The following is a 20,405-nucleotide window of genomic DNA, read 5'->3' as shown; positions in this document are numbered from 1 at the left end:
GGCTCCTCTGGTCGTGCACGGGCTACAGGCCCATGAGGTCGGGCAGGAAGTTGCTGATCCATGGCACGAAGGCGACCAGCAGCAGGACGGCGACGCCGGTGCCGAGGAAGGGCCAGATGCCCTTGACGGCCTCGCCGAAGCTGATCTTGGCGATGCCGGCGGCGACGAAGAGGTCGAGCCCGACGGGCGGTGTGACGAGACCCAGCGCGAGGTTGATCGTCATGAACACGCCGATCGTGGTGATGTCGTAGCCGACCTCGAGCAGCAGCGGCACGAACAGCGGCACGAACAGGTAGAACGCGCTCACCGCGTCGAGGAACATCCCGGCGATCAGCAGCACGACGTTCACCAGCAGCATGATCACGATCGCGTTGTCGGTGACGGAGAGGATGCCGTCGGTGATCGTGGAGGCGATGCGGTACTTCGTGATCACGTAGGCGAAGAGCGACGCCGTCGCGATGATGAACATGATGCGCGCCGACTGCGCTCCGGCTGCCGAGAAGATCCGGAAGAAGTCGCCGAACTTGATCTCGCGCGAGAGGAAGAAGCCCACCACCAGCGCGTAGACGACGGCGACCGCTGCCGACTCCGTGGGGGTGAAGATGCCGCCGTAGATGCCGCCGAGGATGATGACCGGCATGATGAGGCCCGGGAGGGCCTTGACGAACGCGCGCCAGATCTCGCCGCGGGATGCGCGCTGCGTGCGGATGCCGACGCGGACGTCGGACTCGTCGGGGTGGTCGAGCAGATCGACCGACGGCTCGTGCCCGCCGGCCGGCACGTCTCCGGCGCGCGAGTCGATCGACATCGCTCGCTGCTTCGCCGTGGGACCCACGCCGAGGCGGTCCGCGGCCTTGGTCAGGTGGTGCTTCGCGTGGTCCGCGACGGCCTCGGTGTGGCGGGGGAGGAACCGGGCGACGAGGTAGAACGCCACCGCGAGCAGGATCCCCGGCACGACGCCGGCCGCGAAGAGCCGCGTGATGGAGACCCGCTCGTAGTCGCTGGCGACCACGGCGAACACGATGAAGGCGATGCTGGGCGGGATGATGATGCCCATCTCTCCCGCACTGGCCATCAGCGACGCCGCGTGGCGCTTGGAGTAGCCGTGCCGCACGAGCGCGGGGATCAGGATGCCGCCGAGCGCCGCGACGGTGGCCGGGCCGGAGCCGGAGATCGAGGCGAACACCATCGCGGCGATGATCGTGGTGAGCGCGATGCCGCTCTTGCGGTGCCCGAACAGCGCATCCGCGAAGGCGACGAGCCGCGTCGATATGCCGGTCATCTCCATGATGACGCCGGCGAGGATGAAGAAGGGGATCGCCAGCAGCGTCTCGGACGCCATGGAGGCGAACATGATGCCGGTCGTGGGGAACAGCGCGGTGATGCTCTGCTCGGTGACGATCGTCAGCATGGCGGACAGGCCCATCGAGAAGGCGATGGGGACCCCGAGGAAGAGGAAGACGGCGAAGCTCCCGAGGAGCACGAGCTCGACCATGGTTCAGGCCTCCTTGGGCTGCGCGTCGACGACGGCGGGAGCCGGGTTCCGGACGGTCGCGATGGTGTTCTGGATGACGCGGATCGCGCCGAGCGTCGCCCCGATGGGGATCGCCAGGGAGAGCGTCCACTGGGGGAGCGCGAGGCTGGGGGTCACGCGCCCCTGCCCCATCTGCGTGGTGACCTGGTCGAGGCCGAGCCATGCCAGCAGCAGGAAGAACGCGAGCGTGAGGGCGCCGATGGCGACCACGACCACCGCCCGGAGCCACCCTCGCGCGGTGTCCCGCACGAGGGTGAAGCCGGGGTGGATGTCGAGGCGGACGGCGGCGCTCGTGCCGATCATGATCATGAACACGGCGAGGGCCGTGACGATCTCCGCGGTCCAGGAGAAGGACCCGTGGAGCGCGTAGCGGCTGACGACGTTGATGAACGCGACGATCGTCATGATGGCGAACGTCGTCGCCACGAGCACGTTCTCGGCGCGGGTCAGGAGCTTGTCGAACACGAGCGGCGGTCCGTCTCGACTACTCGGGGCTGACGGCGTCGAGCAGCTCGGTCGTCCAGATCGACTCGTACTGGGCGTAGATCGGCTCCATCGTCTCGCGGAAGTCGGTCGTCTGCTCGGGGGTGAGCTCGGAGACGGTCATCTCCTCGCGCATCTCGGCGAGCTGCTCCTCGCCGCGCGCGCGGTTCTCGGTGATCTGCGCCTCGTTGGCCGCTGCGGCGGCCTGGCGCACGATCTCCTGGTCCTCGGGGGAGAGGCCGTCGAAGGTGGCCTGGTTCATGCCGAGCATGAGCGGGTCGTAGACGTAGTTCCAGACCGACATGTAGTCCTGGACCTCGGTGAGGCCGTTGGAGTAGATGACGTCGTACGGGTTCTCCTGGCCGTCGATCGTGCCGCTCTGGAGCGAGGTGAAGACCTCCGCGAAGTTCATGGTGATCGGGTCGGCGCCGAGCTCCGTGAAGATGTCGAGGAAGAGCGACGAGCCGGGCACGCGGATCTTGAGCCCTGCGAGGTCCTCCGGGCCGCTGATGGGCGTGGAGCTCGTGGTCACCTGGCGGAACCCGGACTCGCCGAAGCCGAGCAGCTCGACGCCGTGCTCCCGTGAGAGCTCGGTGTAGGCCTCGAGCCCGCCGGACTCGATCGCGGCGTCTGCCTGCTCGTAGGAGTCGTAGAGGAAGGGGGCGTTGATCGCGCCGAAGCGCGGGTCGATCCCGGAGTAGATGATCGTGGAGTTGTACGAGAAGGTCTTGTCGCCGTTCATGAGCTGCTCGACGCCGGCGGCGGGGTCGCCGCCGGAGAGCTGCTCGTTCGCGTAGATGCTCAGCTGCATGCGGCCGTCGGAGAGCTCGTCGAGCTGCTCGGCGAACACCTCGGCGCCCATGTACCAGCTGGACGTGTCGCTGACCGTGATGGTCATGTCCCACTCGTAGGTCTCGCCGCCGGCGGCGGCGTCGTCGCCGGAGCCGCCGGTGCCGCCCGAGCAGGCGGTGAGTGCCAGGAGCGAGACTGCCCCGAGTGCGAGCAGTGTGGATCGATGCTTCATGACTTCCTCCTTGAAGTGAGCAACAGGTCCGTGATGGTGGGATCCGCCCCTGTGGGAGCTCGGATCAGATCACGCCTGACGGAGCCATCATCTGGTAGTACCAGGATCGTGTCAAGTCCAGCGCGGCGTGCAGGGCGCGTCGCGCCGGCATGCATGATGGGGGCTCGGTGGTCGAGCGAGACGTGAGTGGGGACGATGTTCTTCGAGGTCGTGGGGCAGACGCTGCCCCTGTTCTTCGGCATGGCGCTGGGCTTCGCGGCGAGCTGGGCGCGCCCGTTCCGGGCCGCCGAGCCGGGCATCACGGCGTTCGTCTTCTTCGTCGCGCTCCCGGCGCTGCTGTTCACCCTGACGGCCGAGTCCGAGCTCGCCTCGGGCGTCCCGTGGCAGTTCGTCGTGATCATCGTCCTCTCGCTCGTCATCGTCATGGGCCTGCTCGGCCTCGCGCTGCGACTGGGCATGCGACGCCGGCCGGGCTCGCCCATGCACCTGGCCATGGCGGGCAGCTTCGGCAACGTCGCCTACCTCGGCATACCGGTGGTGCTGGGCGTGCTCGGACCGACCGCCGGGCTCATCGGCGTGGTGGGGCAGCTCGTGCACAACCTGGTATTCCTCGTCGCGTACCCGGTGCTCGCCTCGGTCCTCCTCGCCCGATCCCGCGCCGGGGAGGAGGGGGCGGAGCGCGTCGGTGCTGCGGTGCGGCGGGCCACCCTGCGAAGCCCGCTGCTGTGGAGCGTCGCCGCCGGCGCCGCGGTCAACCTGCTGCACATCCCGCTGCCCGGTGTCGTGACCGAGGTGACGAGCATGTTCGCCGCTGCCGCCGCCCCGGCGGCGCTGTTCGCCATCGGGCTGACGCTGCGCGGCGCGCTCGGTGCGCTGCGCCAGGGGATCGCGGCGATCGGGCCGGTCGTCGTCGCCGCGGCGGGCAAGATCGTGCTGCTGCCGGTCGTCACCGCGCTGCTGGCCGTGCTGGTCGCCCCGGACCTCGACGGCGCCTGGGTCGTGGGGCTCGTGGTGCTCGCCGCGATGCCGACCTCGGCGAGCGCGTTCGCGCTGGTCGGCACGCTCGTCGACCGGCAGGCGGTCGCGACGGTCACCCTCGCGACGAACGCGGTCTCGATGCTGTCTGTGCCGGCGATCGCAGCGGTCGCCATCGCGCTCCTGGCTTGACTTCCGCCTGGTAATACCAGAGGCTGTCCCCGCGCGGCGACAGTGCCGCGCAGAGCGGAGCGCACGATGGGCAGGCTTGCAGGACGATCCGTCGTCGTCTTCGGCGGAGGCTCCAAGGGCGCTCGGCTGAACAACGGTCTGGCGACCTCGATCGTCTATGGCCGCGAGGCTGCGGCACTGACGATCGTCGACCGCGACGCCGACGCGGTCGACGACGCCACCGCCCGCGTGCGCGAGCTGCAGCCCGCTGCCAGGGTGCAGGGCGTCGTGGGCGACGTGACGGATCCGGACAGCGTCGCCGCCGCGGTGCGGCAGGCGGAGGCCTTCGGCGACGGCATCGACGTGCTGCACAACAACGTCGGCATCGCCCGCATGGGCGGCCCGATGGAGATGACGCTCGAGGAGTGGGATCTGGTGCACCGCATCAACCTCACGAGCGTGTTCCTCACCTGCAAGCACGCGCTGCCGGGCATGCTGGAGCGCGGCCGCGGCGCGATCGTGAACGTCGCCTCGGTCGGCGGGATGCGGTACATCGGCTACAACTACCCGAGCTACTCGGCCACCAAGGGTGCGCTGGTGCAGCTCACCCAGAACCTCGCGCTCGAGTACGCCGCGCGGGGGATCCGCGCCAACTGCGTCTCACCCGGCTACATCGAGACCCCGATGATGCACGAGCAGATCAGCGGCAGCTACGGGTCCGTGGAGGCGATGCTCGCAGCGCGCAACGCGCTCTCGCCGACGAAGCGGATGGGTGAGCCGTTCGACGTCGCGCACGCCGCGCTCTTCCTCGCATCGGATGAGGCGAAGTACGTCAACGGCGTGAACCTCCCCGTCGACGGCGGGCTCGTGCAGCAGGCAGCTGCGCCGGTCGCGCACTGATCCGCTCGCCCGTCGGCACTCGGGCCTGCCGCGTGCAGCCGGGCGTGCCCGGATGCGGCTGCGGGCGACTGGCTCAGAGCGCCTTGCGCCCGATCGCCTCGCCGTACTCGTTCTCGCCGATGACCTCGAAGCCTACGGCCTGGAAGAAGCTGCCGGGGCCCTGGTCGCCCTCTTCCCACACCGCGTAGACGCTGTCGAAGCCCCTGCGCTTCGCCTCCTCGGCGACCTGGCTCACCGTGAACGTGCCGACGCCGCGGCGCTGCGCGGTGCCCGCCACGTACATCCGCAGGATGCTCGAGCGGTACTCGTCGCGGTCGACCTCGGGGTCGAAGTTGGCCATCACGAAGGCCACCGGCTCGTCTCCGTCGAAGATGACGCGCTGCCACGCGCTCTGCGTGTTGACGAACTCCTCGAGGCGGGCGTTCGCCGCCAGGAAGGCCTCCTGGCCGCGCTTCAGCGTCATGCCGTTGGCCGCGACGACGTTCGCGGCGGACAGCTCTTCGAGGCGCAGGTTCTCCATGCGCACACCGTACCAGCGCCGCCCACGAGCCCGGATGAACGGCTGGTGACGCGGTGATCAGCCGATCGGCGTGATGCGGATGCGCGGCTCGAGCTCGGCGGGATCGACGATCGAGCCCGCCTGCGGGGCGAGCACGGCGGCGCTCGACCAGGCGGTGGCGCGGGCGAGCTGCGCCTCGAGCGTCTCGCCGTCGGCGATGGCCAGGGCGAGCGCCGCGACCGCGGCATCCCCGGCGCCGGTCGGGTTGCCCTCGAGCACCCGACCGAGCTGCGCGTGCCACGCACGACCGTCGGGGAGCACCGCGAGCATGCCCTCGATGTCGAGGGAGGCGAAGACGGTGCCGGTGCCCTCGGCGGCGAGCCGCCGCGCCGCGTCGAGGGGGTCGGTGCCGCCCATCGCGTCGAGCAGCTCGTGGCGGTTGGGCTTCACCGCGGTCGCCCCGGCGGCCACGGCGGCGCGCAGCTGCTCGCCGCCGACGTCGATGATGCACGGCCGGCCCGCGGCGACCGCGACGTCGACCACGCTGGAGCAGAAGCCCGGCGGGGTGTCGGGCGGCAGCGAGCCGGAGGAGACGACGATGCGCGCGGCGGGAGCCTGGGCGCGCACGATCGTGAGCAGGCGCTGCCAGTCCTCGGCGCCGATCGCCGCACCGCGCTCGTTGAGGTTGGTGGTGCCCGCAGGCGTCACGATCGCGGTCGTGCGCCGCGTGGGGGCGGCGACCTCGACGAGGCGGTGGGGGATGCCGGAGCGCTCGAGGTCGTGCACGAAGAGCACGCGCACGGGGCCGCCGATCGGGGCGATCACCATGGCGGCCTCGTCGTGCTGGTGCAGCACGCGGGCGACGTTGACGCCCTTGCCGCCGGCGCGCGCGAGCCCGGTCTCGACCCGATGGCTCGTGCCGGGCCGCAGCTCGTCCATCGCGTAGGTGATGTCGATCGCGGGGTTCGTCGTCACGCAGAGGATGGGGGAGGGGCCCTGCGCGCCGAGGCCGAGCGCTGCGGGTTCGCGCTCATCGGCAGCGCGCTCGCCGTCCGCTCCGCTCATGCTCCACCCCTCGATGCCGCGACCGCCGCGCGCAGGCGTCGCGACTGCTGACATTCTTCCCGCATCCGCTCGCCGTCGCCGCACGGATCGTCGCCGGGAGGCGTGCCGCTGCCCATCGTTACCGTTTCGTGACCGGTGCGGTCTTGCGCTCGTTTTGTTTGGAAGGTGTACTAACAAACATGACGGTGTCGATGAGGATGCAGCCGCGAGCGCGCAGGGACGCGGCGATCGCGCTCCCTCACGACGCGTTCGCGATGGGCGCGAGGCGCCGCCAGAAGGTGCTGCCCGAGCACGCGCGGGCCCACAACCGCACGCTCGTGCTGCAGACGCTGCTGGACGAGGGCCCGGGCTCGCGCGCCGACCTCGCGCGCTCGACCATGCTCACGCGCGTCACCGTCTCGGATCTGGTCGCCGAGCTGCTGCAGGAGGGCCTGCTCGTGGAGCTGGGCCCGCGCGACGGCGCACGACCGGGCAAACCCGCCACGCTGCTCGACCTCGCGCACGACAGCTTCCAGCTCGTCGGCCTCGACCTCTCGGAGCCGCACCGGTTCCGCGGAGCCGTCGTGCGGCTCGACGGCACCGTCGTCGAGCGGCTCGAGCGCGAGATCGGTGCGGCGGTCGGGGACGCGGCGGTCGAGCACGCGATCGAGCTCGCCCGCGCCCTGGTCGCCCGCGCCGATCGGGTGGTGCTCGGCGTCGGCGTCGGCACCCCCGGCATCGTCGACGCGGCGGGGATCGTGCGGCAGGCGCCGAACCTCGGCTGGCACGAGCTGCCGCTGCGCGACCGCCTCGCCGACGCGCTCGAGCTGCCCGTGCACGTCGCGAACGACGCGAACATCGCGCTGCTGGCCGAGCTCTCGAGCTCCGGCGCCGAGACGCTGCTCGTCGTGCGCATCGGCCTCGGCGTCGGCGCAGGCGTCGCCGTCGCGGGCGCGCCCGTGCGCGGCGACCGCTCGGCGGCGGGCGAGATCGGCCACGTCACCATCGGCACCGACGGCGGGCCGCGCTGCGCGTGCGGCCGCGACGGCTGCCTCGAGGCGTGGCTGGCAGCGCCCCGACTGCGCGCCGCGATCGAGGAGGCGGGCGAGGAGGGCCGCGAGCGAGTGCTCGAGGAGGCCGGTCGCCGCCTCGGCATCGCCGTCGCACCGATCGTGGGCGCTGTCGACGTGCGTCGCATCGTCATGAGCGGGCCGCCGGAGCTGATCGAGGGTGCGCTGCTGGAAGCCGCCGCAGCCACGCTGCGCGAGCGCACCCTCGACGAGGGCGACGGCCTCGTGGTCGCCATGACCGAGCACGGCGGCGACGTCGTCGTGCGCGGTGCCGCGCTGCTGGTGCGCACAGGAGAACTCGGGGTCTCGTAGCCCCGGACACCGCGACGGCGCCGCCGTCGCGACAAGGAGAGGATCAACCATGAAGAAGAACGCGATCGCGGCGCTCGGCGCCGTGGGAGTGCTCGCCATCACGGGCTGCAGTGCCGCAGCAGGCGATGGCGAGACCGACGCACCGGCCGCGGAGGGCGCAGAGCTGCGCGTCTGGCTGGTCGGCACCGACACGCCCGACGACGCTCGGCAGCTGCTGATCGACACCTTCGAGGAGGAGCACCCGGGCTCCACCCTCGTCATCGAGGAGCAGTCGTGGGACGGGCTCGTCGACCGGCTGACGACCGCGCTGTCCGGATCCGACAGCCCCGACATCGTCGAGATCGGCAACACCCAGGCTCCTGCCTTCACGACCGCAGGCGCCTTCCTCGACCTCACCGAGCACGCCGAGCGACTGCAGGCCGACGACCTGCTGCCCGGCTTCGTCGAGATCGGCACGGCCGACGGAGCGCTCTACGCCCCGCCCCTCTACTCCGGCTCGCGCCTGGTCTTCTACGACACGGCCGTCTACGAGGAGGCGGGGCTCGAGGTGCCGACGACCCTCGACGAGTACGCCTCCAACGCCATCGCGCTCGCGGAGGCGAACCCCGAGGCGTCCGGCCTCTGGTGGCCCGGGCAGGACTGGTACAACGGCCTGCCCTTCATCTGGGAGCACGGCGGCGAGATCGCGGTGCCCGAGGGCGAGGGATGGGATGCGCAGCTCTCGAGCGACGCCTCGGTCGCCGGGCTCGAGCAGGCGCAGCAGGTGATGCAGGAGGCATCGCGCGCCCCCATCGACGGCAACGAGACGAACCCCCAGGTGGGCTACTGCGACGGCACGAGCCTGCAGCTCTCGGCGCCGAGCTGGGTGAAGTGGTCGATCCTCGCGCCGGCGGACGCCGAGACGCCGGGCTGCCCCGACGCCGAGGAGACGCTGGGCGTCTACGCCCTGCCCGGCATGGACGGCGGCGCGGCGCAGGTCTTCGCAGGTGGCTCGAACGTCGCCATCTCGGCCGCGACCGAGCACCCGGAGCTCGCCGTCGACGCGCTCGAGATCATCCTGGGCGACGAGTTCCAGACGATCTACGGGCAGAACGGGCTCGTCCCCGCCCGCGTGTCCCTCGCGGACACGCTCGGCACGGACGCGGTGGCGCAGGCCTCGACCGAGGCGGCCGCCAACGCGCGCCTCACCCCGGCGTCGCCCCGCTGGGCCGATGTCGAGGCCTCCGGCCTGCTGCAGGACCTCTTCGTCAGCATCGCGCAGGGCGGCGACGTGCGTGCCCTCACCGAGGCCGCCGATGCCCAGATCGAATCCATCCTGAACGGCTGACGCGCTGGGCCGTGACCGGCGCTTCCGCATCGGTCACGGCCCACCACACCCCCGCCACGCCTGCTGCCTCGAGCGCAGAGCGGCGACCGCTCGTACCGTCGCGCCCACCGGTGCCCGCAGAGGAGACCCCATGATCGAGGCTGAGGCCGCAGCGCAGGCAGCGCTGCCGACGCCGCGGAGACGCCCCCGCCGGATGGCGACGGTGCTGCCGCTCGTGCTGCTCGCGCCCGCGACCGCCATGGTGGCGGCCGTCATCGGCTGGCCGCTCGTGCAGCTCGCGCTGCTGTCGTTCCAGGAGTTCGGCCGCGCGCAGGTCTTCGGCCAGCCGGCCGAGTGGGTGTGGTTCGACAACTACATCGCCGTGCTGGGCGACGGCGAGTTCTGGACGGTGCTCGGCCGCACCGTCGCCTTCGCGCTCGTGTGCGTGACGGCGGCGATGCTGCTCGGCATCGCGCTGGCACTGCTGATGCAGCGGCTGCCGAAGCCCTTCCGGGTGCTCATGAGCGTCGGGCTGCTGCTCGCCTGGGCGATGCCGGCGCTCACCGCGACGATCGTGTGGGGGTGGATGTTCGACACCGAGTACGGCGTCGTCAACTCGCTGCTGCGCGACGTGCTGGGGCTGAGCGAGTTCGATCGCCGCTCGTGGCTCATCGACCCGATGGGCTTCTTCACCGTGGCGACGATCATCATCGTCTGGGGCGCGGTGCCGTTCGTGGCCTTCATGGTCTTCGCCGGCCTCACGCAGGTGCCGGAGGAGCAGCTCGAGGCCGCAGCGCTCGACGGCGCCGGCCCCGCCCGGCGCTTCACGTCGATCGTGCTGCCGCAGCTCGCGCCGATCCTCGTGATCGCGACCATCCTGCAGCTGATCTGGGATCTGCGGGTCTTCACCCAGATCTTCGCCCTGCAGGACATCGGCGGCATCCGCTCCGAGACCTCGACGCTCGGCGTGTACATCTACCAGACCGCGATCGCCGGCGGTGAGTTCGGCATCGGCGGCGCGCTCGCGATCATCACGATGCTCGTGCTGCTCGTGCTCGCCTTCCCGCTGATGCGGAACATGCTGAGGAGCGAGTCGTGAGGCACAAGCAGCGGCGCCGCGCCGCGACCGTCCTGTGGTGCGCCGTCGCCGTCGTCGTCTTCCTCTGCTCCACCTTCCCCGTCTACTGGATGGTCAAGACCTCCTTCCAGCCGAACAACGAGGTGCGCTCGCGCGAGCTGCAGCTGTGGCCGGAGTCGTTCACGCTCCGCAACTACGAGACCGTGCTCTTCGATCCGGGCCGCACGCCGTTCCTGCCGGCGCTCAGCATGTCGCTGCTCGTCACGCTCGCGACCGTGCTCGTCGCCGCCGTGCTCTCCTTCTTCGCCGCGGTCGCCATCTCGCGCTTCAGGTTCCGCAGCCGCAAGGGCTTCATCGTCGCGATCATCGCGATCCAGATGCTGCCGCTCGAGGCGATGATGGTCTCGCTCTACCGCGTGCTCGACACCTGGCAGCTGCTCAACACGGCGATCGCGCTCATCCTGATCTACTCGGCGACCGTCGTGCCCTTCACGATCTGGACCTTGCGAGGCTTCGTCGACGGGTTGCCGATCGAGCTCGAGGAGGCCGCGCAGATCGACGGGTGCTCGCGCGTCGGCGCCTTCTTCCGCATCACCTTCCCGCTGCTCGCCCCCGGCCTGGTGGCCACCGGCGTGTTCGCCTTCATCCAGGCGTGGAACGAGTTCCTGATGGCGCTGATCGTCAACACCAGGCCGGACCTGATGACGCTGCCCGTGTGGCTGCGCACCTTCCTCACGCTCAACGGCACGACCAACTGGGCGGCGATCATGGCCGGTTCGACCCTCATGGCGATCCCGGTCGTCGTGTTCTTCCTCATCATCCAGGGCCGCATGGCGAGCGGCCTCGCAGGCGGGGCGGTGAAGGGATGAGCCTGCTCGCCGATGCGCGCGCCACGCTCATGCCGGGCTTCGTGGGCACCGAGCTGCCCGACTGGATGGCCGCGCTGCTCGCCGATGGCCTCGTCTCCTGCTGCCTCTACGGCGAGAACGTCGTCGATCCCGCGCAGCTGCGCAGGCTGTCGGATGCGGTGCGCGCGGTGCGCCCGGATGCGATCGTCGCGCTCGACGAGGAGGGCGGCGACGTGACCCGCGTGCACTACGGCGCCGGCTCGCCCTTCCCCGGGGCCGCGGTGCTCGGTCGCGCCGACGACCTCGACTGGACCCGCTCGGTCGCGGCCAGGGTGGGGGAGCACGTGCGCGCCGTCGGCGCCACGATGGCCTTCGGGCCCGTCGCCGACGTCAACGTCGACCCCGACAACCCGGTCATCGGCGTGCGCAGCTTCGGCGCGGACGCGCAGCGCACCGCTCGCCACGCCGCCGCCTGGGTGGAGGGCGTGCAGGGCGTCGGCGTCGCCGCGACCGCGAAGCACTTCCCGGGTCACGGCGACACCGCGGTCGACTCGCACGTCGGGCTGCCGGTCGTGCACGCCGACACCGCGCTGCTGCACGCCCGTGAGCTCGCGCCGTTCCGAGCGGTCATCGCTGCGGGCGCCGCGGCCATCATGACCTCGCACATCGTGGTGCCGGCGATCGATGCGGTGCCCGCGACCCACTCGCGCGCGATCCTCACCGACCTGCTGCGGGGCGAGCTCGGTCATCAGGGCGTGATCGTCTCCGACGCGCTCGACATGGCTGGCGCGAGCGCCGAGATCGGCATCCCGGAGGCAGCGGTGCGCGCGCTCGCGGCCGGCTGCGACCTGCTGTGCCTCGGCACCGCCACGGGCGCCGAGGGCATCGCCGCGATCGAGCGCGCGGTGCTCGCCGCAGTGGCTGAGGGCAGGCTCGACGAGGAGCGCGTGCGCGACGCCGCACGCCGCACGCGCGCCATGGCCGCCGCCGGCCCGCAGCCCCTGCCGCTCAGCGCGCTGGGCGAGGCGACCGCCGACGACCTGGCGCGCATCCGCTCGACGTTCGCGGTCGGCGAGGATGCGCTGCGGTGGATCGCGCAGCACGAGCGCGAGCTCGCGGTCGGGGTCGTGCGGCTCGAGCGCGCGGCGAACATCGCTGCCGGTGCGGTGCCGTGGGATCCCTTCGACGGCTCGACCGTGGTCGAGCCGGGCGCCGTGCCGCTGCTGCCCGCGGGGCCGCTGATCGTGCTCGGCAAGGATCTCGAGCGCGGGCAGGAGTCGGCCGCGAGCATCACGGCGCTGCGCGAGCGACACGACGTGCTCGTCATCGACGCAGGCTGGTCTGCGGGTCGCCTCGCCGACATCGCCACCTTCGGAGCCTCGCGCGCCTGCGGGCTCGCGCTGCGCGAGATGCTCGGCCGATGACCGCGCTCGGCATCGACATCGGCGGCACCACGACGGTCGCCGTCGTGCTCGAGCACGGGCAGGTGCTCGGCGCGCACCAGGTGGCGACCCGCCGCGGCGACGGGGTCGTGGGCTCCGCGGTCGCGGCGGCGCACGAGGCGCTCGCGGTCGCGGGCGTCGATCGCCGGGCGCTCGAGGGCGCCGGGCTCGGCGTGCCCGGCATCGTCGGCGACGACCGCACGCTCGTGCGCGGCGCCGTCAACCTCGGCATCGAGGCGCTCGACATCGGCAGCGCGGTGAGCGAGGGCCTCGGCGTCGCGGTCACGGTCGACAACGACGTGCGCGCGGCGGTGCTGGGCGCCCGGCACCTGATGGTGGAGCCCGCGGAGGCGATCGCCTACATCGGCCTCGGCACGGGCATCGCCGCGGGGCTCGCCTTCGGCGACCGCGTGCTGCGCGGCGCGAGCGGCATGGCCGGCGAGATCGGGCACATCCCCGTGCCGGGCGCGAGCAGCCGCTGCCGCTGCGGGCAGCTCGGCTGCCTCGAGACCGTCGCCTCCGGATGGTCGCTCGCGCAGCGCTGGGAGGGCGGGATCCCCGCCGCTGCCATGCTGGCCGCCGCCGAGCTCGGCGAGGAGCGGGGCGTGCGCGACTGGCGAGCGTTCATCGACGGGATCGCGCACGGGGTGCGCAGCCTCGTGCTCACGACCGGTGTCGATGCCGTGCTGATCGGCGGCGGCGTGAGCGGGCTGGGCGCACCGCTGCTCGACGGCGTGCAGGAGCGCATCGCCGCGTGGGCCGAGGAGTCGCCGCTGCTGGCAGCGCTCGACGTGCCCGCCCGCATCCGCCTGCTGCCGCTGGGTGCCCAACCGGGCGCCGTCGGCGCCGCGCTGATGGGGAGTGCCGCATGGAGGTCGTGATCGTCGCGGACGCGGCGGCTGCCGGCGAGCTCGCGGCAGCGCGGGTCGCGGCGCTCGTGCAGGGCTCGCCCGACGCGGTGCTCGGCGTCGCCACCGGGTCGAGCCACCTCGCGACCTACCGCGCGCTCGCGGCCAGGAGAGCGGCGGGGCTCGACCTCTCGCGCGTCTCGGCGTTCGCGCTCGACGAGTACGTCGGGCTCGAGGCCGGGCACCCGCAGTCCTATCGCGAGGTGATCGACAGAGAGGTCACGGTGCCGCTCGGGCTCGACCCGGCGCGCGTGCACGTGCCCGCAGGCGCAGCTGCCGACCTCGCGGCGGAGTGCGCGCGCTACGAGCGGCGCATCGCGACGGGCGGCATCGACCTGCAGCTGCTCGGCATCGGCGCGAACGGGCACATCGGCTTCAACGAGCCGACCTCGTCGCTCGCCTCGCGCACGCGGGTGAAGGCGCTGTCGGCGCGCACTCGGGCAGACAACGCCCGCTTCTTCGCGAGCCTCGACGAGGTGCCGACGCACTGCATCACGCAGGGGCTCGGCACCATCCTCGACGCCGATCGCGTGCTGCTGGTCGCGACGGGGGAGCGGAAGGCGGAGGCGGTGGCGCAGATGGTGGAGGGTCCGTTGTCGGCGATGTGGCCGGGCTCGGTGCTGCAGCTGCACCGGCGCGCGAGCGTGGTCGTGGACGAGGCGGCGGCCGAGCGGCTCCGGCTGCAGGACTACTACCGCGAGGCGGCTGCCGCCAGCGAGGCCCTGCAGGGGCGCTGATGCCTCAGCGCTGCACGCCCGCAGCGTGGTCGCGCCGACACGCCGCGCGCGATTGACAGCGATCGAACACACGTTCGATCATGAGGTGTGAGCACACGGGTTCCTGCACGACTCGAGCGCCGCACGGGAGACGACCGCACGGCGACGGTCGAAGCGCTGCGCGCTCGACTGCGCGGCATGCAGCAGGCAGCGCCGCAGCAGGTGCCGGCGCCCGATGCGTCGACGATGGAGGGCCTCGACGAGGTGGTGCGCCGGCTGCGAACGGGCGCCGCGCACAGCATCGAGTCGCGAGGGCTCGCGCTCGCGTGCATGGGAGCGGTGCTGCCGGCAGGGTCCTGGGGTGCGATCGTCGGGATCCCCGATCTCGGCATCGAGGCAGCCCGCGACCTCGGGGTGCCCATCGACCGCGTCGCGCTCGTGCCGCATCCGGGCCGCTCGTGGCTCGATGTGGTGGCGAGCCTCGCCGAGGCGATGCCGGTGGTGCTCGCCGCTTCGCCCGGGAGGGTGACGCCGACCGAGGCGGCGAGGCTCGCGGCGAGGCTGCGGCAGGCGTCGTCGACCCTGCTCGTCGCGGGGCCGTGGCAGGGCGCCGCGACCGTGGTGCGCAGCGTGCGCGCCGAGTGGCAGGGGCTTGGCGACGGCGACGGGCGCATCGCTGCCGGCGGGCTCGTCGTCGAGGTGGTGACGGGAGGGGCGCCGAGCTTCGCGAGGATCCCGATCGACCGGTCGGGTGCACCGGGTGGGCGGGCGGATGGCGATGCGGCAGGGCGCCGATCGGCAGCCTGAACATTTCGCACGTCGCAGAACTGGGCTATAGGCAGAAATCCTGTGAATGCACTGAGTTTCCTCGCTTCTGCCCCGTCAGGCTCGTAGCGTGACCAGGGAACGCCCGAGAAGACACGACTTCGGAGGACCGCGATGGACGCGAGCGCACCGCGCAGGCAGCCCCGCCTGCTGCGCCTCGCCCTCGCGAGCGGCACCGCGACGATGGGTGCGGTGGCACTGTTCCTCTTCGCAGGCGGGATGCCTGCGCAGGCTGCGAGCGGCGAGTCCGCTGGCGGATCCACCACAGGCCTCGTCAAGGGCCTCGGGGATCTCGTCGGCGATGTGACGGAGCCGGTCGGAGATCTCGTCGGCGGTGTGACGGAGCCGGTCGGAGCGCTGGTCTCCGAGGTGACCACCCCGGTGGGTGATGTCGCTGCTGAGGTGACGGAGCCGGTCGGTGGTCTGGTCAGCGAGGCGACGGCGCCCGTCGACGAGCTCGTCTCCGACGTGACGGAGCCGGTGAGCGAGCTGGTGACCGAGGTGACGCAGCCGGTGGGCGAGGTGGTCACTGAGGTGACGCAGCCCGTGCGTGACCTCGTCATCGATGTGACCGACCCGGTCGTCGATGTGGTGCAGGAGACGCTCGATCCCGTCGTCGACCCGGTCGTCGACGTGGTGCAGGAGACGCTGGACCCCGTGGTCGACCCGGTCGTCGATGTGGTGCAGGAGACGCTCGATCCCGTCGTCGACCCGGTCGTCGACGTGGTGCAGGAGACGCTGGACCCCGTGGTCGAGCCGGTCGTCGACGTGGTCGACGCGGTCACCCCCACCCCGGGTCCGGCAATCCCGACCCCCGCAGCCCCGAGTCTCTCGCCGCAGCCGATCCCCGGGGCGCCCGTCCCCGCCTCGCCCATCCCCGCTGCACCGATCACCGCGGCTCCGATCCTCGCGACCCCGGCCCCCACGCCCACGAGCCCCGTCGGCGATGCAGGCGTCGTGAACGCATCCGACACCACCAGCCCCGCCGACACCCTCGCGCTGCGCGTCATGGCGGCGCTCACCTTCGCGCCCATGCCGGCCGACGCCACGACGGTGGAGGCCCCGCAGCCGGGAGCGCTGCCCACGATCGGCGAGCGCGCAGTGCCGATCGAGGCACCCGCTTCCCCCGCCGTCGCGCCCCTCGCGCCGGCCGGTTCGAGCGGCGCTGCCGCCGGAGCCGCCGCGCCCGTGGCGGACACCCAAGACCACCTGCTGCCCGAGCTCTCGGGCGGGCAGGCCGGTGCGATCGAGCACGATCGCGCCCCCGCCTCGATCGTCGAGGAGCACACCGCACGTCCTGATTGAGCGATCCGCTGCCGTGCTCGCACGGCATGCACAGCCGTCCCGGAGCGGGATGGCAGATCACTCCAATCAGGAAAGGCAGAGCAATGAACAAGCTCATGTGGCGAGCGCTGTGCACAGCAGCGGTCGCGGGCGGCCTGTGGGCCGCAGGCACTGGCATCGCCAGTGCGTCAGAGACCGAGGGCGCAGATGGCCTCGGTGCAGGAGACCAGGCGGTGGTGGATGTCTCGCTGCCGGTGACGATCAGCGGCACGTCGCTCGGTCTGCTCGGCGATGCCGAGTCGACGGATGCGCACACCGCGTCGGAGTCGGCGGCCACGCCGTCGGTCGGCGTCTCGGCCTCCGGGATCGGCGGCGTGCTCTCCGGCACGGCGGCGCTCGTGGACGTCGACCTGCCGGTGACGATCGCGGGCAACGCGGTCGGCGTGCTGGGCGACGCGACGAGCGAGGGCTCGACCGCGACGACGAGCTCGAGCGGCGACGCCCCAGCGGCATCGACCTCGGGTGACGACAGCGCGCTCGGCGGCACCCAGGTGCTGGCCGACGTGTCGGTGCCGGTGAACGTCTCGGGCAACGCGGTCGCGGTGCTCGGCGATGCGACGAGCACCGACTCGAGCAGCACGACGACGACCGGAGGTGCGGGAGCGGCTGCTCCTGCTGCCACCTCTGGCACCGATGGCATCGGCAGCGGCACGCAGGAGGTCTACGACGTCGCGGCTCCCGTGATCACCGGCGGCAACGCGGTCGGTGTCGGCGGTGACGCGCACAGCGAGGGCTCGTCGGCTGAGGCGTCGACGGGTTCCGGTGCTTCGGATGCCGCTGCGTCGACCTCGGGTGATGACAGCCTGCTGGGTGGTACGCAGCTGGTGGCTGATGTGGTGGCGCCGATCGTCGCGGGCGGCAATGCCGTCGGCGTCATCGGTGACGCGACGAGCACGGGTTCGAACGCTGGTGCGTCGACGGGTTCCGGCTCGTCGGATGCTGCGTCGACCTCGGGTGATGACAGCCTGCTGGGTGGTTCGCAGCTGGTGGCTGATGTGGTGGCGCCGATCGTCGCTGGCGGCAATGCCGTCGGCGTCATCGGTGACGCGCACAGCGAGGGCTCGTCGGCTGAGGCGTCGACGGGATCCGGTGCTTCGGATGCCGCTGCTGCGACCTCGGGTGATGACAGCCTGCTGGGTGGTACGCAGCTGGTGGCTGATGTGGTGGCGCCGATCGTCGCTGGCGGCAACGCCGTCGGCGTCATCGGTGACGCGACGAGCACGGGTTCCACCGCTGGTGCGTCGACGGGTTCCGGCTCGTCGGATGCTCCGTCGACCTCGGGTGACAACAGCCTGCTGGGTGGTACGCAGCTGGTCGCCGATGTGGTGGCGCCGATCGTCGCTGGCGGCAACGCCGTCGGCGTCATCGGTGACGCGACGAGCACGGGTTCCACCGCTGGTGCGTCGACGGGTTCCGGCTCGTCGGACGCTCCCTCGACCTCGGGTGACGACAGTCTGCTGGGTGGTCTGCAGGCCGTGATCGGCGCTGCGGTTCCCGTGGCGGTCGGCGGCAATGCGATCGCCGTGCTGGGCGACGCGACGAGCGAGGGATCGACGGTCGACTCCTCGGCGACGACCGGGCCGGGCAGCGGCTCGACCTCGGGTGACGACGGGCTGCTCTCGGGTCTGCTCGGCAACATCGGCATCGCGGTGCCGGTGAACGTCTCCTGCAACGCGATCGGCATCATCGGCGACGCATCGTCGAGCGACTGCAGCGCGGTGACGGTCCCGGGTACCCCTGGTGAGCCGGGTACGCCGGGTGAGCCGGGTACGCCGGGTGAGCCGGGTACGCCGGGTGAGCCGGGTACGCCGGGTGAGCCGGGTACGCCGGGTACGCCGGGTGAGCCGGGTACGCCGGGTGAGCCGGGTACGCCGGGTGAGCCTGGTACGCCGGGTGAGCCTGGTACGCCGGGTGAGCCTGGTACGCCGGGTACGCCTGGTACGCCTGGTGAGCCTGGTACGCCGGGTGAGCCGGGCACGCCCAGCACCCCGGGCGACGACGGCAAGGTCGACCTCCCGGTGATCGACCGCCCGGCCGACGGCGGTACCACCCCGTCGGCGACGAGTGGTTCGGCGACGATGCTGCCGCAGACGGGCGCGGAGCACTCCGCGGCCCTGCTGGTGGCGCTCGCCCTGCTGGCGCTCGGTGCCCTGCTGATGCTGGGCGCACGACGCGCCCGCAGCATGGAGTGACGTGCACGGAGGTGCGGGACGCTCCACGGCGTCCCGCACCTCCGCATGCCCGCGCTGCATGCCTGGTCGAGGTGCAGGCGGGTCGCGACACACCGCATCCGCTTGACTGCGTTCGAACGTGTGTTCGATCATGGTGACATGGCAGAGCAGGCGATCGAGCGGGGCGCGCAGCCGCGCGCCACCCCGCAGCGCGACAGCCGCATCGGTGTGCTGCGCGTGCCCGACTGGGCGGTCGTCGTCGCGCGCCAGACGGGCGCGCTGCCCGCCGGTGGCGAGGCCGGCGTTCCGGGTGCGATCACCCATGCGCTGCGCATCGTCGGCTGCGATGCAGGTGCACGAGCCGACGGCGTGCGGGTCGGCATGCGGGTGCGCGACGCGCAGGCCGCCTCACCCATGCTCGCGCTCGCGCCCGCCGACCCGGTGGGCGAGGCGCTCGCCTTCGAGCAGGTCGTGCGGGCGGTGCTCGCCGTCGTGCCGGCGGCGCAGCCCATCGGCGACGGCGCACTGGCGTTCCGGATGCGCGGGGCCAGCAGGTTCTACGGCTCGGAGCCACGTGCGATCGAGGCGGTGCGCGCGGCGCTCGCGGCGCTGGGGCTGACGGCGGCGTTCGGTGTCGCCGATGACCGCTTCACGGCAGAGCTCGCCACCGGAGCCGACACGATCGTGCCCGCGGGTCGCAGCAGTGCGTTCCTGGGCTCGTTGCCCGTGGGGGTGCTCGGCGACGACGAGCTGCCGGGCATGCTGCACCGGCTCGGCGTGCACACGCTCGGCGAGTTCGCGCAGCTGCCTGAGGCGAGCATCCGCGATCGCTTCGGTGCCGCAGGCCTCATCGCCCTGTCGCGGGCGCGCGGGCTCGACGACCGCCGAGTCGACGAGGCAGGGCTGGGGGAGGAGCGCGTGCTGCGGCTCGTGTTCGAGCCCGGCATCGAGGGCGTGGCAGAGCTGGCGCTCGCGGTGCGCGAGCCGGTCGAGCGCTTCGTGCGGCAGCTGGCCGAGCAGCGGCTCGTGTGCAGCGAGATCCGCATCCTGCTGCGCGCCGAGGAGGGGCGGGTGAGCGAGCGCCTCTGGCGGCAGCCGGGGTTCCTGCGCGCGAGCGACATCGTCGACCGGATGCGCTGGCAGCTGGCCGAGAGCGAGCTCGGGTCGGCGCTCGTCGAGGTCGAGGCGCTGCCCGAGCGGCTCGATGCCGACACCGAGCACATGCCGGGGCTGTGGGGCGGCGGCGACATCGACGACCGCACCAAGCATGCGCTCGAGCGGCTGCAGAGCATGCTGGGGCGCGAGGCGGTGCTCACCGCGGCGACCGGCGGCGGCAGGCTGCTGGCCGAGCGCGGCGTGCTCACCCCGTGGGGGGATGCCGCACCGCCCCAGCCGGTCGGGCCGTGGCCCGGGGCGCTGCCTGCGCCACGGCCATCCGTCGTCTTCCGCCCGCCGCTGCCGGTGCTGCTCGTCGATGCCGCCGGCCTCACCGTCGAGCCCGGTGCGCTCGACGTGCGCGAGGCATCCCCCGCCGCCTTCTCGCCGCCCGCCGCGCCGCGCCGGCGAGTGGTGACGTGGGCGGGGCCGTGGCCGATCAGGCGGCGCGAGCTGGGCGACGTCGTGCACCGGCTGCAGCTGCTCGACGGCGAGGGCGAGGCCTGGGTGCTGCTGCACGCCGACGGCGCCTGGCTCGCCGAGGGCCGCTATGCCTAGCGAGCGGCAGAGGGTGAGCACCGTCAACCGGCATGGAGGGGC

Annotated in this window: 18 protein-coding genes; 13 read left to right on the top strand and 5 right to left on the bottom strand. The window is 72.3% G+C overall.

Features of this window, described 5'->3' with window-relative positions; genetic code table 11:
- Positions 1 to 22: 22 nt before the first annotated feature.
- The 3 genes from AA0Z99_RS09165 to AA0Z99_RS09155 are packed head-to-tail and all read right to left on the bottom strand — an operon-like array spanning position 23 to position 3,041.
- Entirely contained in the window at positions 23 to 1,495 is a 1,473-nt protein-coding gene (locus tag AA0Z99_RS09165; protein WP_413316789.1) for a TRAP transporter large permease, read from the bottom strand.
- 3 nt (positions 1,496 to 1,498) lie between these two features.
- Entirely contained in the window at positions 1,499 to 1,999 is a 501-nt protein-coding gene (locus AA0Z99_RS09160; RefSeq protein ID WP_413316788.1) for a TRAP transporter small permease, read from the bottom strand.
- Between the two features lie 19 nt (positions 2,000 to 2,018).
- Positions 2,019 to 3,041, bottom strand: coding sequence for a DctP family TRAP transporter solute-binding subunit (locus tag AA0Z99_RS09155; RefSeq protein ID WP_413316787.1), 1,023 nt, complete (start codon positions 3,039 to 3,041; stop codon positions 2,019 to 2,021).
- 195 nt (positions 3,042 to 3,236) lie between these two features.
- On the opposite strand from AA0Z99_RS09155, the gene AA0Z99_RS09150 reads away from it, so the two are divergent.
- Together AA0Z99_RS09150 and AA0Z99_RS09145 are read left to right on the top strand one after the other, a co-directional pair.
- A complete protein-coding gene (locus AA0Z99_RS09150; RefSeq protein ID WP_413316786.1) occupies positions 3,237 to 4,208 on the top strand; it encodes an AEC family transporter in 972 nt (323 codons plus the stop codon).
- A 66-nt stretch (positions 4,209 to 4,274) separates the two neighbouring features.
- Positions 4,275 to 5,087, top strand: a complete 813-nt coding sequence (locus AA0Z99_RS09145) for an SDR family NAD(P)-dependent oxidoreductase (RefSeq protein ID WP_413316785.1) — start codon at positions 4,275 to 4,277, stop codon at positions 5,085 to 5,087.
- A 73-nt stretch (positions 5,088 to 5,160) separates the two neighbouring features.
- Here the strand turns inward: AA0Z99_RS09145 and AA0Z99_RS09140 are convergent, their stop codons facing one another.
- Positions 5,161 to 5,607 carry a GNAT family N-acetyltransferase gene (locus AA0Z99_RS09140; protein ID WP_413316784.1) on the bottom strand — a complete coding sequence of 149 codons (447 nt, stop codon included), beginning with the start codon at positions 5,605 to 5,607 and terminating at the stop codon, positions 5,161 to 5,163.
- Positions 5,608 to 5,664: 57 nt separating this feature from the next.
- Complete coding sequence (locus AA0Z99_RS09135; protein WP_413316783.1) at positions 5,665 to 6,651, bottom strand: 1-phosphofructokinase family hexose kinase; 987 nt, start codon at positions 6,649 to 6,651, stop codon at positions 5,665 to 5,667.
- A 179-nt stretch (positions 6,652 to 6,830) separates the two neighbouring features.
- Between AA0Z99_RS09135 and AA0Z99_RS09130 the strand changes: the two genes are divergently transcribed.
- From AA0Z99_RS09130 to AA0Z99_RS09080, 11 genes are all read left to right on the top strand, one after another.
- Entirely contained in the window at positions 6,831 to 8,012 is a 1,182-nt protein-coding gene (locus AA0Z99_RS09130) for an ROK family protein (RefSeq protein WP_413316782.1), read from the top strand.
- Between the two features lie 49 nt (positions 8,013 to 8,061).
- Entirely contained in the window at positions 8,062 to 9,339 is a 1,278-nt protein-coding gene (locus AA0Z99_RS09125) for an extracellular solute-binding protein (RefSeq protein WP_413316781.1), read from the top strand.
- Positions 9,340 to 9,469: 130 nt separating this feature from the next.
- The gene (locus AA0Z99_RS09120; RefSeq protein ID WP_413316780.1) at positions 9,470 to 10,417 is read left to right on the top strand and encodes a carbohydrate ABC transporter permease; all 948 of its coding nucleotides are present in this window, start codon (positions 9,470 to 9,472) and stop codon (positions 10,415 to 10,417) included.
- Positions 10,414 to 11,265 (top strand): carbohydrate ABC transporter permease, encoded by an 852-nt coding sequence (locus tag AA0Z99_RS09115; protein WP_413316779.1) that lies wholly within the window; start codon positions 10,414 to 10,416, stop codon positions 11,263 to 11,265. Before AA0Z99_RS09120 ends, AA0Z99_RS09115 begins: the two co-directional genes overlap by 4 nt.
- A complete protein-coding gene (locus tag AA0Z99_RS09110) occupies positions 11,262 to 12,668 on the top strand; it encodes a glycoside hydrolase family 3 protein (protein WP_413316778.1) in 1,407 nt (468 codons plus the stop codon). Before AA0Z99_RS09115 ends, AA0Z99_RS09110 begins: the two co-directional genes overlap by 4 nt.
- The gene (locus tag AA0Z99_RS09105) at positions 12,665 to 13,567 is read left to right on the top strand and encodes an ROK family protein (RefSeq protein WP_413316777.1); all 903 of its coding nucleotides are present in this window, start codon (positions 12,665 to 12,667) and stop codon (positions 13,565 to 13,567) included. The genes AA0Z99_RS09110 and AA0Z99_RS09105 overlap by 4 nt, the downstream gene beginning before the upstream one ends.
- Positions 13,555 to 14,331: a glucosamine-6-phosphate deaminase gene (gene nagB / locus AA0Z99_RS09100; protein WP_413316776.1), complete on the top strand. Its 777-nt coding sequence runs from the start codon at positions 13,555 to 13,557 to the stop codon at positions 14,329 to 14,331. The genes AA0Z99_RS09105 and nagB overlap by 13 nt, the downstream gene beginning before the upstream one ends.
- Before the next feature lie 177 nt (positions 14,332 to 14,508).
- Positions 14,509 to 15,117 (top strand): hypothetical protein, encoded by a 609-nt coding sequence (locus tag AA0Z99_RS09095; RefSeq protein WP_413316775.1) that lies wholly within the window; start codon positions 14,509 to 14,511, stop codon positions 15,115 to 15,117.
- Between the two features lie 132 nt (positions 15,118 to 15,249).
- Positions 15,250 to 16,440 (top strand): hypothetical protein, encoded by a 1,191-nt coding sequence (locus AA0Z99_RS09090; protein ID WP_413316774.1) that lies wholly within the window; start codon positions 15,250 to 15,252, stop codon positions 16,438 to 16,440.
- 83 nt (positions 16,441 to 16,523) lie between these two features.
- Positions 16,524 to 18,671, top strand: coding sequence for a beta strand repeat-containing protein (locus AA0Z99_RS09085; protein ID WP_413316773.1), 2,148 nt, complete (start codon positions 16,524 to 16,526; stop codon positions 18,669 to 18,671).
- 138 nt (positions 18,672 to 18,809) lie between these two features.
- On the top strand, positions 18,810 to 20,363 hold the full coding sequence (locus AA0Z99_RS09080; protein WP_413316772.1) for a DNA polymerase Y family protein: 1,554 nt from the start codon (positions 18,810 to 18,812) through the stop codon (positions 20,361 to 20,363).
- Positions 20,364 to 20,405 lie beyond the last annotated feature (42 nt).

The organism is Agrococcus phoenicis (assembly GCF_047302415.1).
Taxonomy (GTDB): Bacteria; Actinomycetota; Actinomycetes; order Actinomycetales; family Microbacteriaceae; genus Agrococcus.
Note: the sequence above shows the minus strand (reverse complement) of the source record. Positions and strands in the feature narration are given on the sequence as shown.